Here is a 12,067-nt window from a genome sequence, read left to right as displayed (position 1 = left end):
TCTCCTTGGTCTCTTCCAGGCTCACGCCCACTGCACAATCCCTTAGATCGGAATCGGCTCAAGTACAAAATCGCCTTTCGATTCGGCGCGGTGCTAGCAGCAACATATTGCGAGAAGCATAATTCTCACAATCACGTCGCATTAACCGGCTTAAAACCGGATGATGGCATAAGAAGGCGCGGAGCCTGTGTCAGCAAAACCGTGCGGGTGCATCGCTCCTTCGGGGGATCAAGCCGCAATGCACAGCCGCACTGACATCGACACACCGGCAAAGTCTACCGGCGCGGTCATTCCTCTCGCGCGATCTCCGCTTCTGTTGCTTGCCCTTGTGCTCGGTGTGCTCGCGGTTCTGCTCAGCTTCACGATCCCGCAGCCGATCGGTCCGATGTTCTGGGACCACTATCTCTATCTCGATGCCGCCAATCGTATCCGCGACGGCCAGATCCCGTCGGTCGATTTCTTCACCCCCGTCGGCGCCCTCGGCTACTATCTCTTCGCCGCCCTGCAGGGCATCTTTCCGAACGGCCAGCCGCTGCTCCTGGCGAGCTGGTGCCTGCTTCTCGTCAGTGGGCCGCTGATCGCGCTGGTCGTCACCGATGTCCAGAAGCGTTCGACGGCAGTCGCCTATGCGATCCTGCTGCCGTTCCTGGTGTTTTCGGTGCTGCCGTTCAACACCGGCGACTTCTACCCCTATCCCGGGTCCGACGGTTTCGGCATCTACAACCGCCAGGTCTGCCAGCTTCTCTATGTACTCGCAGCCGCACTTGTCCACGTACGCGATCGTCGGCTGCTCGTCGCGACGGTCGCCGGCGCCATGGCGGCACTGTTCTTCGTCAAGATCACCGGCGCGGTTGCCGGCACGCTCATGTGCCTCATGGCCTTTGCTGCGGGGCGCCTGCCGTTCCGGTCGGCTATCATGGCGGGGCTCGTGGTCATCGCCATCCTTGCGAGCGTCGAACTCGCCCGCGGCGGCGTCTCTGCCTATCTTGCCGATATCCTGGCGCTGCTTTCCGTCAATGACGGCAGCTTGCTGCCGCGGCTGCTGCAGGCCGCCTCCCTCAATGCCGGTCTGCTGATCCCGGCGGGATTGCTGTGCCTGGTGCTCCTCGGCACGCAGCTTGCGCCCTTCGCCCAGTCGCTGCGCCAGCTTGGAAAAGGCCCGTCAATGGCGGCTCTCTGCCGAAGTTTCGACCAGCCGTTTTTCTGGCTTGCAGCCTTCGTTCTTGCCGGTATCGTCTTTGAGAGCCAGAACACCGGCAGTCAGGCGTTCATCTTCCTGCTGCCGCTGCTCCTCAAGCTCGCGATCGATGAGGTCGCAGCCGCCAAAACACGGCCTGTCGCAGTTGCCGTCGCTGTTCTCGCCCTCGCGGCAGCCCTGCCGCCGGCCACAGCCGTCGTGCAAAAAAGCACCCGCGCATGGATCGGGGCTGTCAACAACGTGCCGTTGGAAAGCCGCAACCTCAAAACCATGGGCGCCGTCAATGTACGGCCCATCCTGGCACTGCGCGCCGAGCGTCTGCGCATCCTCTACGCGACCGAGCGTCCCGCATTCGACGCCTTCGCCAAAACTGGCGAGTTGCCGTCGTTCCTGCTCTACAGCGACTTCGATTTTCAGACGGGATGGCTGATGAATGTCGACGAAGCGATCGACGCGTTGACGGCCTACGAGGCTTCGAGCGGCGTACGCTTCCGGACGATCTTCAACGTCGACTTCACCAATCCCTTTCCGTGGCTGATGGACCGCAGTGCCCCGCTGCATGTCGCGATCGGCGCAGATCCCTTCCGCGCCATTCCGCCGCCGGATGAAAATGTTCGCGCCGCCCTCGATGCGGTCGACGTCGCGCTGGTGCCGACCTGCCCGGTGACCAATGTCAACCAGACGCTGCTGTCGCTTTATCTGCCGAGCCTTGAAACGGCTCACAGCCGGATCACGCTGACAAGCTGCTACGACGCCTTTGTCCGAAACAGCCTGAAGCCCGCTGCCAACACCGGCGGCTGATCGACGCGACGCTAGGCGCCCGGCCGCAAGCGGCTCTCGCTCAACAGCCCATTTTCCTCAAGGATGGGATAGGCGACGGAAGCGATATGCGCGTTGACGCGCTTCAGATCCCGGAGCATGTCGAGATGCAGGGAGCTCGTCTGCAGGCTCTGGACCAGCCCGTCGCGCAGCCGCTCGATATGGCGCTCCGCCGAGCGTTTCTCCATGTGACGCACGTTGACCTTCACCTCGATGAGCTGCTTGGCGAGATCGGCATTGCGGGTGACGAAGATGGTCTGGGCGACTCGCAGATTGTCGATCGTCAGGTTGAAGAGGCTCTTGAGCTCCTGATAGCCCTCCTCCGAGAACTTCAGGCCGTTACTGACCTTCTTGGTGATCTGCTCGCACAGCCCCTTCTCGATGATGTCGCCCATATGCTCGAGATTGATGGCGTAGTCGATGATGACGATCGAGCGGCGGCCGTCTTCGGCGCTCAGGCCATCGCGGCCCAAGCGCGACAGGAAGATCTTGACCTCCTGCTGCAGCTGATCGACCTGTTTTTCGAACTTGCCGATATCGCGAATATCCGAGAGGTCATTGTTGTTGAAGGCGTTCGCGGCACGCATCAGCATCGCCTCGACCAGATCGCCGACGCGCAAGACCTCGCGGGTGGCTCCCGAAAGCGCCATGACCGGCGTATTCAGCGTCGTCTCATCGAGATAACGCGGGCCGGTCTCCTCGGCCTCTCCATCCGGAATGAACCGGGCCATCAGCTGCGACAGCAAACCGGCAAAGGGCCAGGCAAGAATGGCGACCGCGAGGTTGAAGGCCAGATGAATGTCGACCGGCAGGTTCTGGCGCGGCAGCGGCAGGCTCTGCAGAAACTCCACGCTCATGCCTGTCAGCGGAAGCGCGATCAGGCAGCCAATGGCGCGAACGACAAGGTTGCCTATGGTGACGCGGCGCGCCGACGGGGCGGAACCGAGCGTTGCCATGACAGGCGGAACGGCGCCACCGAGATTGGCGCCAAGCACGAGTGCCACCGTCAACCCGACGCTGAGGATGCCCGTCGTCGAGAGTGACAGCACCAGCATCACCACAGCCAGACTGGACGACGACGCAAAGGCAAGTCCCGCGGCAATGAGAAGCGCTACGGGCCAGGCGCTGTCGAGCATCGAGAGGAAGGCCCCAAGGGCCGGACTGTCACGCATCGGCTCCGTCGCCGCGCCCAAAAGATGTAACGACAGGAGCATGAGGCCGATGCCAACGAAAGCAGCACCCAGACCCTGGCGCGCGTTCGACCGGCTTGCGCGGTGCAAGACCACGCCGATGAGAATGACGAGCGGCGACAGCCATTCTATTCCGGTCGCCACGATCCAGGCCGTCATCGCCGTGCCGAGATTGGCGCCAAGCAGCACGATCTGCGCCATGCGCGAGCGGATGAGCCCCTTTTCCACGAAGGATGCGGTCATCAATGCGGTGGCCGTGGAACTTTGCAGCGCAAGCGTCGCGACAAGTCCGGTCACGAAGGAACGGAGAGAGCCGTCGGTTCCCTGGGCAAGGCCGGCGCGCAGCCGAGCCCCGAAGGCACGGGTCACCCCGTCCTTGACGAGGGACAGGCCGAAGAGAAGCAGTGCCACTGCTCCAAACAGGTTTACCATCACGATTGTCGACTGCATGGAATCTTTCCCGCGGAAGCTCCAAAGAATCGCTCCGCCCCTGCAACAGAACCACAGAACCGCGGCATGTTCGAGCCAATGTGACAGATAATTTTCGGTTGCCGGCTAACGAATCCGACATCGAGTTGGTCACCCGCGCCGGTCCGATCGACGGACGCCGCCCGCCTCATCCAGGCAGCTCGCGCAGCTGTCGCGGCAGCCATTGAAAACCAGACGGTTGCTCCGGGCGGCCGATCCCGTTGCATGGGCGCAATTTGCGGCAAACAACCCTTCATTTCCTGTTTCGTTTGTTTTAAGGAACGAATTCGTTTGGCCGATGGCCACCGCATTGCAACGAGGTTTCTGCCCCCATGCTCGAATTTCTGAGAAGCGCCGCCCAGACCTGGGTCGTCAAAGGCCTGCTAATCGTTCTCGTTCTGTCGTTCATGGTGTGGGGCGGCTCATCGTTGACGATGACGAACCAGTCGGATGCGGTGGTGGTCGTCGGTGACGTCAAGGTCAAGCCACCGGAATTCCGGCTCGCCTACGAGACCATGCTGGCACAGGCTTCCCGCCAGCTCGGCACGCGGCTGACGCCGCAGCAGGCACGTGCCTTCGGCATCGAGCAGCGGGTCTACTCGCAGATCGTCGCCGGCGCGGCTCTCGACCAACTCGCCAACGACATGAATCTCGGCCTGTCGCAGGATCGGCTCGCAAAACTGATCGCCGACGATCCGGCATTCCACAGCGTCAACGGCCAGTTCGACCGACTGACGTTCTCGAGCGTGCTGCGCAATGCGGGCCTGCGCGAACAGGATTACATCAACAGCCAGAGCCAGACGGCGATCCGCTCGCAGATCGTCGACGCGCTGTCTGACGGCTATGTCGCTCCGAAGGTTCTCACCGACGCGATCGGCGCCTACCGGCACGAGAAGCGCACGATCGATTACCTGCTGCTCTCGAACGCCAATATCGATCCGGTCAAGGTGCCGGGCGACGACGTGCTTTCTCCCTGGTACGACAGCCGCAAGGCGAACTACCGTGCGCCGGAATATCGCAAGATCACCTATGTGAAGCTCGAGCCGACTGACGTTGCCGACCCGACCGTTGTCACCGACGACGAGATCCGCGCCGAATACGAACGCCGCAAGGAAAGCTTCCGCAGCGCTGCTGCGCGGACAATCGAACAGCTCTCCTTCACGTCGCGTGAAGCGGCTGACGCTGCGTCGGCAAAGCTCTCTGCCGGCACCAGCTTCGACGATCTCGTAAAGGCCGAAGGCAAGTCTTCTGCCGACGTACTTCTCGGCGAGTTCACGAGGGATCGCGTTCCCGACGCCAAGATCGGCGAAGCAGCATTCGCACTTCAGGCCGACGGCGTGACGCCGGTTGTCGACGGTGCCTTCGGGCCGGTCATCCTGCGCGTGACGAACATCCGCCCGGAAACCGTCCGCAGCCTTGACGAAGTGAAGGAAGAACTGCGCAAGGACATCGCCCTTTCCACAGCGGGCGAAGAAGTCATGCGCCTGCACGACAAGATCGAAGACGAGCGCGCTTCCGGCGCGCCGATCAAGGAAGTCGCCGACCAGCTCAAGCTGAAGCTCGTAACCGTCGATGCGGTGGACGCGACCGGCAAGGACAAGAACGGCGATGACGTCGCCGGCCTGCCGGAACAGGCAGCCCTTCTCCAGGAAGTCTTCAAGGCCGACGTCGGTGCTGAAACCCTGCCGGTGAACGTCGGCCGCGAAGGCTATGTCTGGTTCGACCTCGATGAAGTCATCCCGGCGCGCGATCGCACGCTGGACGAAGCCCGCGACGAAATCGGCGCCGACTGGATGGCTGAGCAGCAGCGCGCAGCACTTGCCACGAAGGCCGGCGAACTGAAGCAGCGCGTCGAGCAGGGCGCAAAGCTTGCCGACGTCGCGACCGAACTCGGCCTCGTCGTCGAAACCAAGGCCGGCCTGACGCGCGCGACCGCTGATGCTGCCCTTAGCCCGGCAGCCGTCGCTGCCGCCTTCTCCGGCGCGAACGGCCACGTCACCAACGCTCCCGGAATCGGCGGCGAAGGGCAGATCCTCCTGCAGGTCACCTCGGTTGACACCGCCGGCCCGGCAGACGTGCTGCAGGACGACAGCCGCCAGATCGAGGCCCTCGCCCGTGTCAGCGGCGAGGACATCCTGGACCAGATGGTCGCCACGCTGCAGGCCGCCTACGGCGTTTCGATCAACCAGACGCTCGCTGAAACCGCCATTGCGCAACGATAGGCCCAAGGAAACCATCGATGAGTGATCTGAAGCCATTCGTCGCCAAGGTCGCCGCCCGCGAGGCGCTGAACCGCGAAGACGCACGTGCCGCCTTCGAAATCATCATGTCGGGTGCCGCAACGCCGTCGCAGATCGGCGGCTTCCTGATGGCATTGCGGGTGCGCGGCGAAACCGTCGATGAAATCGTCGGCGCGGTGAGCGCGATGCGCGCCCGCATGCTGCCGGTCGATGCGCCAGCGGATGCGGTCGATATCGTTGGAACCGGTGGCGACGGCGCCGGCACCTACAACATCTCGACTCTTGCCTCGCTGATCGTCGCCGGCGCGGGCGTGCCTGTTGCCAAGCACGGCAACCGCGCGCTGAGCTCGAAGTCAGGCACCGCCGACGCGCTCTCCTGCCTCGGCGTCAAGCTCGACATCGGTCCGGACGCCATATCGAAATGCATCCGCGAGGCCGGTGTCGGCTTCATGTTCGCCCAGCAGCACCATTCCGCCATGCGCCATGTCGGCCCGACGCGGGTGGAGCTCGGAACGCGCACGATCTTCAACCTGCTCGGCCCGCTTTCCAACCCCGCAGGCGTCAAGCGCCAGCTCGTCGGCGTCTACGCGCCGCAATGGGTGCAGCCGCTGGCCGAAGTACTGCGTGATCTCGGCTCGGACAATGTCTGGGTCGTTCACGGCGATGGCCTCGACGAGATCACGACGACCGGCACGACCGAGGTCGCAGCACTCAAGGACGGCAAGATTTCCACCTTCACCCTGACGCCCGCCGATTTCGGCCTTCAGACGGTGACGATCGATGCGCTCAAGGGCGGCGACGGCGCGTACAATGCGGTCGCGCTCCAGGCAGTGCTCGATGGTGCCGAGAACCCCTACCGGGACATTTCCCTTGCCAATGCGGCCGCATCGCTGATGATAGCCGGACGGGCAAAGGACCTCACCGAAGGCATGGCGCTTGGGCGCCAGTCGCTTTCAAGCGGCAGCGCCAAGACCGCGCTGCAGCGCCTGATCAGCGTATCGAACGCGGCCTGAGGAAGGATCAGCACATGACGGATATCCTGCGCAAGATCGAAGCCTACAAGCGCGACGAGATCGCCGCTGCCAAGTCGAACGTTTCGCTCGACGAACTCAAGGCGCGTATCGCTGATCAGGCCACCCCGCGCGGCTTTCATGCGGCGCTCGCCGCACGCAAGGCCGCCGGCACGTTCGGACTGATCGCCGAAATCAAGAAGGCAAGCCCGTCGAAGGGACTGATCCGCCCGGATTTCGATCCGCCGGCGCTCGCCAAGGCCTATGAAGCGGGTGGAGCGGCCTGTCTGTCGGTGCTGACGGACGCCCCGAGCTTTCAGGGTGCGCCTGCCTTTCTCGAAGCGGCGCGTGCGGCCTGCGCCCTGCCGGCGCTGCGCAAGGACTTCATGTTCGACACCTACCAGGTGTTCGAGGCGCGCGCCTGGGGCGCCGACTGCATCCTTCTCATCATGGCTTCGCTCAGCGACGACGACGCCCGCCGCCTCGAAGACGCATCCCTCGAGCTTGGCATGGACGTGCTGATCGAGGTGCACGACGCCGAAGAGATGCAACGGGCACTGAAGCTCACCTCGCCGCTCGTCGGCATCAACAACCGCAACCTCAGGACCTTCGAGGTTGATCTCTCGGTTTCCGAGCAGCTTGCGGGAATGGTGCCTGCCGACCGTCTGCTCGTCGGCGAAAGCGGCATCTTCACGCATGCGGATTGCCAGCGGCTGGAAAAGAGCGGCATCACCACCTTCCTCGTCGGCGAGAGCCTGATGCGCAAGAGCGACGTCGAATCGGCAACGCGCACGCTCCTGACCGGCGCTACGACCACGCTGGCGGCCGAGTGATGAGCAAGCCGAAGCTCACGCATATCGGTGGCAGCGGCGAAGCGAACATGGTGGATGTCGGCGACAAGGCCGAGACGGTACGCATCGCCGTCGCCGAAGGCCATGTGAGCATGAAGGCTGAAACGCTGACACTCATTCTCGAAGGCGACGCCAAGAAGGGCGATGTCATCGGTACGGCGCGGCTTGCCGGCATCATGGCCGCCAAGCAGACGGCCAACCTCATTCCCCTCTGCCACCCGTTGATGCTGACCAAGGTAACGGTCGATATCACGCCGGACCCGGCGCTTCCTGGCCTCCGGGTCGAGGCGCTTGCCAAGCTGACGGGACGCACCGGCGTCGAGATGGAGGCGCTGACGGCCGTGAGCGTCGCCTGCCTTACGATCTATGACATGGCGAAGGCGGCCGATCGCGAGATGGAAATCGGCGGCATCCAGCTGGTCAGCAAGTCCGGCGGGCGATCCGGCGACTATCGACGCGAAGGGAACTGAGGCCATGGTGTTGCTGTCCGTCGAAGACGCGCTCGAGCGGATCCTACACGGCGCCACGCCACCGCAATTGACAGAGCTCGTCGGCCTCCATGACGGGCTCGCCCGCGTGCTGTCTCAAGATATCCCGGCGCGCGTCACCCATCCGGCCTTCGACAATTCGGCGATGGATGGCTACGCCGTGCGCCACGGGGACATTGAGACCGTCGGGGCCGAACTGACCGTGATCGGCCAATCGGCTGCGGGCCACGGCTTCAAGGGGGAGATGAAAGCGGGCGAAGCCGTGCGCATCTTCACCGGTGCGCCGGTGCCATTGGGCGCCGATACGGTGATCATCCAGGAGGATACCGAGCGGTTGCCGGGCAACCGGATCCGCACCAAATTCGTGCCCGGCAAGGGGCGGCATATTCGAACGGCCGGCCAGGATTTTATCGCCGGCGAAGCGGCACTTTCGGCGGGCGACGTGCTCGACGCCGGACGCTTGACGCTCGCTGCGGGGATGAACCATGCGAGCCTGCCGGTCTTCAAGCGCCCGCGGATCGCAATCCTCGCCACGGGCGACGAGCTGGTGGCTCCGGGCAACAGGCCGGGCGACGATCAGATCATCGCCTCCAACAGCTTCGGCGTCGCGGCGATCGCGCGCGACAACGGCGCCGAGGTCATCGATCTCGGCATCGTCTACGACGATCGGGACGCGATCAGTGCCGAGGTCAGGCGGGCGCAGGACGCCGATGTCGACGTGATCGTCACGCTCGGCGGCGCTTCGGTCGGTGACCATGACCTGGTGCAATCGACGCTCATTGCCTGCGGCATGACGCTCGACTTCTGGCGCATCGCCATGCGGCCGGGAAAGCCGCTCATGGTGGGCCAGCTCGGAACGGCCACGGTGCTGGGCCTGCCGGGCAATCCGGTCTCCAGCCTCGTCTGCGCCCTGCTCTTCCTCGAGCCGCTGACCCGTAAGCTCGCCCGCTTACCATCGCGCGACCGCATAACGACCGCGCGGCTTGCAGGCCCGCTTCCGGGCAACGACGTCAGGCAGGACTATGTGCGCGCGCGCCTTACGCGGGACAGCGACGGCACGTTGGTCGCCCATCCCTTCTCGCGGCAGGACTCGTCGATGATGAAGGTTTTCGCGCAGTCTGATTGCCTGATCGTGCGCCCGCCGCACGCCACCGAAGCGCCTGCGGGCACAACCTGCGACATTCTCAGGCTTCGCTGAACGAACCAAGCGCGAGCCACCTCTGGGAGCGCAAAAACAAAAGACCGGGCAGAACCCGACCTTTTTCGCGTTCATGGCGGGTCCTCTCGATCATCCTTATTCGGACAATCTCAGCGATGATCACGTGGCCTCGTCATTGAGCGCCATCAATTCGGCGCCGTGACACGGACCCTCTACGTTTTGTGACGAAGCACTTTGCAGCGGTGTAAGTGGCCGCATGGGGCAGCCACCGCTCTTGCCGCAGCAGGCCGGGGTGCGCCCCTGGCCGCGCATGGATCAGTTGACCGTCTCGTCGGAGCGGCTGACCAGGATCTTGTCGATGCGGCGCGCATCCATGTCGACCACTTCGAAGCGGTAGCCATGGGCAATCGCGACATCGCCCTCCTCCGGCGTCTTGCGCAACTGCTGCACCAGGAAGCCGGCGATGGTCTCGAAGTTGCCGTCGGCGTCGATTCCCTCGATGCCGATCGTCAGGTGGATTTCGTCGATCGGCGTGCGGCCGTCGACAAGGTAGCTTCCGTCTTCGCGCTGGCGGATCAACGCATGCTCGATGTCGTCGTAGTTCGACGGCAGCACGCCGACGATCGCCTCGAGAATGTCGGCGATGGTGATAATGCCCTCAGTGCTTCCATATTCGTCGACGATCATCGCCATGTTGATGCTTGACGACTTGAAGGCTTCCAGTGCCTTTAGGCACGACGCCGTCTCCGGCAAGGTGTGGATTTCCTTGATGTATCTACGCACGTCGAACGGACCGGAGGTCGGCGCGTTCAGGATTTCCTTGGCGAGAACCGCGCCGAGAACGTCGCCGCTCGGACCATCGACCACCGGATAGCGGGAATGGCCGAACTGATCGATCTTACGACCGACCGTTTCCAAGCTGTCATTGACGTCGATGAAGCTCACTTCGGTCCTGTGGGTCATGATCGACTTCACGTTGCGGTCGCCGAGGCGGATGATTCGCCGAAGCATCTCGTGCTCGGACTTTTCGATGGCGCCGCTTTCGACGCCTTCGGCCATGATCGCGTGGACTTCCTCTTCCGTCACATGATCAGGATCGTCAGGACGGATGCCGAGGAGACGCATGGCAAGCGACGCCGCGGTCTCGAAGAGATAGACGACCGGCGCGGTGATCCGCGACAAGAAGTGCATCGGGCGCGCGACGAACATGGCCAGCGCCTCGGAATTCTTCAGCGCCAGCTGCTTCGGAATGAGCTCGCCGATAACCACGGACAGGAAGGTGATGAGGGTAACGACGAGTACGAGGGCAACCGTGTTGCCGTAAGGATTGATCCAAGCGACCTCATCGAGCAGCGGTGCAAATTTCGCAGCGATTGTCGCGCCACCGTAGGCGCCGGCTAAGGTGCCGACGAGCGTGATGCCGACCTGTACGGTAGAAAGAAACTTGCCGGGATCTTCAGCGAGCCTCAGCGCCACTTCGGCGCGGGCATTTCCCTGTTTTGCCATCTGGCGAAGCATTGGCTTGCTTGCCGAGACGATTGCCATTTCCGAGAGAGCAAAAAATGCATTGATCAAAAGCAGGACGAAAATGACAAAAAACTCGGACATGGTCTCCAGATCACCGTTGACGAAAGCCGCTCCACAAGGAGCGAGCCCTCACCAAATAAGGCCAGCGCGCGATCCGAGCAAGCACAAGCAATGAAATCGCTGCAATCTTCTGAACATTGGAAGGGCCGAGCGCTGTTTTGTTGAACAATCTCGACCGGTCGCAGCCTCAACTGCGACTTTGCAGCGCGCTGCGAACGCGCTCGCGCCCGATCTTGATCACGTTTTCCATGGCAAGCCGTGCGCCGACCTCGTCACGCCTGCCGATCTCCTCAACGATACGGATGTGGTTGCGGGCAACCTCGTCTATGCCGCCCTTTTCGGCGACCGGAGAGCTCAGCTTGAAGACACCGACCAGCGCCGCTTCGATCAGCCCGCCGACCGTGCGCATGAATGGGTTGCCGGAGGCCTCGGCGACAGCCAGGTGGAACTTCAGGTCGGCGCTTGCGAGGCTCTCGGCGCTATGCCCCTCCTCGCCCATCGCAACCGCGAGCCGCATCATGCGGCTGATTTCGGCCTCAGACGCGTTTCGCGCCGCAAGTGCTGCCGCATGCGGCTCGAAGGCCAGGCGCACTTCGCTGAGGTGATAGAGGAAGTCCTCGTCGACACCGCATTCGAAGTGCCAGGTCAGGATGTCGTTGTCGAACAGGTTCCAGTCGTTGCGCGGCGTCACGCGGGTGCCGATGCGGGCACGCGGCACGACCAGCCCCTTGGCGGCCAGCGTCTTCATGGCTTCGCGCAGAACAGTTCGGGATACCTTGAAGCGTGCCGCAAGTTCCGGATCACCCGGAAGAATGGAGCCGACCGGAAATTCGCCGGATATGATTGCCTTGCCGAGTTGATCGACAACATGTGCGTGGCTCGTGCGCTTGCGCGAGCCGGACACGACGGTTTCCAGCAAACTCCTGTTCAATCCATCTCCTCCAGGCACTCCCCTGCCTGATTTCATACGGCGCGACGCGCCACAAGGCCTTCGTGCGGAGCACGCGGGGCACCCCTAAACCTGCGCAAATGAATGTAGTTTGAACAGTCGATTCCG

9 protein-coding genes are annotated in these 12,067 nt (G+C 63.1%); 6 read left to right on the top strand and 3 right to left on the bottom strand.

The genetic code is table 11. From position 1 onward, the window contains the following. Positions 1-238 precede the first annotated feature (238 nt). A complete protein-coding gene (locus AC3WVQ_RS06820) occupies positions 239-1,999 on the top strand; it encodes a hypothetical protein (protein WP_090295576.1) in 1,761 nt (586 codons plus the stop codon). 11 nt (positions 2,000-2,010) lie between these two features. On the opposite strand, the gene AC3WVQ_RS06815 is transcribed toward AC3WVQ_RS06820, so the two are convergent. Continuing rightward, the gene (locus AC3WVQ_RS06815; protein WP_034791009.1) at positions 2,011-3,657 is read right to left on the bottom strand and encodes a Na/Pi cotransporter family protein; all 1,647 of its coding nucleotides are present in this window, start codon (positions 3,655-3,657) and stop codon (positions 2,011-2,013) included. 350 nt (positions 3,658-4,007) lie between these two features. Between AC3WVQ_RS06815 and AC3WVQ_RS06810 the strand changes: the two genes are divergently transcribed. From AC3WVQ_RS06810 to AC3WVQ_RS06790, 5 genes are read left to right on the top strand one after another with little or no spacing between them, the layout of a single operon-like run. Further along, positions 4,008-5,897, top strand: coding sequence for a peptidylprolyl isomerase (locus AC3WVQ_RS06810; RefSeq protein ID WP_090295578.1), 1,890 nt, complete (start codon positions 4,008-4,010; stop codon positions 5,895-5,897). Between the two features lie 17 nt (positions 5,898-5,914). Continuing rightward, positions 5,915-6,928 carry an anthranilate phosphoribosyltransferase gene (gene trpD, locus AC3WVQ_RS06805; RefSeq protein WP_090295580.1) on the top strand — a complete coding sequence of 338 codons (1,014 nt, stop codon included), beginning with the start codon at positions 5,915-5,917 and terminating at the stop codon, positions 6,926-6,928. 14 nt (positions 6,929-6,942) lie between these two features. Continuing rightward, positions 6,943-7,758 (top strand): indole-3-glycerol phosphate synthase TrpC, encoded by an 816-nt coding sequence (trpC, locus tag AC3WVQ_RS06800; protein ID WP_090295582.1) that lies wholly within the window; start codon positions 6,943-6,945, stop codon positions 7,756-7,758. Beyond that, complete coding sequence (gene moaC, locus AC3WVQ_RS06795) at positions 7,758-8,246, top strand: cyclic pyranopterin monophosphate synthase MoaC (protein ID WP_090295584.1); 489 nt, start codon at positions 7,758-7,760, stop codon at positions 8,244-8,246. The genes trpC and moaC overlap by 1 nt, the downstream gene beginning before the upstream one ends. Before the next feature lie 4 nt (positions 8,247-8,250). Then, entirely contained in the window at positions 8,251-9,462 is a 1,212-nt protein-coding gene (locus AC3WVQ_RS06790; protein ID WP_492382618.1) for a molybdopterin molybdotransferase MoeA, read from the top strand. Between the two features lie 276 nt (positions 9,463-9,738). Here AC3WVQ_RS06790 and AC3WVQ_RS06785 read toward each other — a convergent pair whose 3' ends face one another. Next, positions 9,739-11,031 (bottom strand): hemolysin family protein, encoded by a 1,293-nt coding sequence (locus AC3WVQ_RS06785; protein WP_090295591.1) that lies wholly within the window; start codon positions 11,029-11,031, stop codon positions 9,739-9,741. 166 nt (positions 11,032-11,197) lie between these two features. Continuing rightward, on the bottom strand, positions 11,198-11,977 hold the full coding sequence (locus tag AC3WVQ_RS06780; RefSeq protein WP_051659212.1) for a FadR/GntR family transcriptional regulator: 780 nt from the start codon (positions 11,975-11,977) through the stop codon (positions 11,198-11,200). Positions 11,978-12,067: the final 90 nt, after the last annotated feature.

This window comes from Ensifer sp. EB106-05-01-XG146, from assembly GCF_058791875.1.
The sequence above is the reverse complement of the archived record's forward strand: the minus strand, read 5'-3'. Positions and strand labels throughout refer to the sequence as shown.

Bases quoted from the DNA above. Each gene is read 5' to 3' on its own strand.
- AC3WVQ_RS06820 (WP_090295576.1), top strand. From the start codon at position 239: ATGCACAGCCGCACTGACATCGACACACCGGCAAAGTCTACCGGCGCG.
- AC3WVQ_RS06780 (WP_051659212.1), bottom strand. From the start codon at position 11,977: ATGAAATCAGGCAGGGGAGTGCCTGGAGGAGATGGATTGAACAGGAGT.
- AC3WVQ_RS06790 (WP_492382618.1), top strand. From the start codon at position 8,251: ATGGTGTTGCTGTCCGTCGAAGACGCGCTCGAGCGGATCCTACACGGC.
- trpC (WP_090295582.1), top strand. From the start codon at position 6,943: ATGACGGATATCCTGCGCAAGATCGAAGCCTACAAGCGCGACGAGATC.
- AC3WVQ_RS06810 (WP_090295578.1), top strand. From the start codon at position 4,008: ATGCTCGAATTTCTGAGAAGCGCCGCCCAGACCTGGGTCGTCAAAGGC.
- AC3WVQ_RS06785 (WP_090295591.1), bottom strand. From the start codon at position 11,031: ATGTCCGAGTTTTTTGTCATTTTCGTCCTGCTTTTGATCAATGCATTT.
- trpD (WP_090295580.1), top strand. From the start codon at position 5,915: ATGAGTGATCTGAAGCCATTCGTCGCCAAGGTCGCCGCCCGCGAGGCG.
- moaC (WP_090295584.1), top strand. From the start codon at position 7,758: ATGAGCAAGCCGAAGCTCACGCATATCGGTGGCAGCGGCGAAGCGAAC.
- AC3WVQ_RS06815 (WP_034791009.1), bottom strand. From the start codon at position 3,657: ATGCAGTCGACAATCGTGATGGTAAACCTGTTTGGAGCAGTGGCACTG.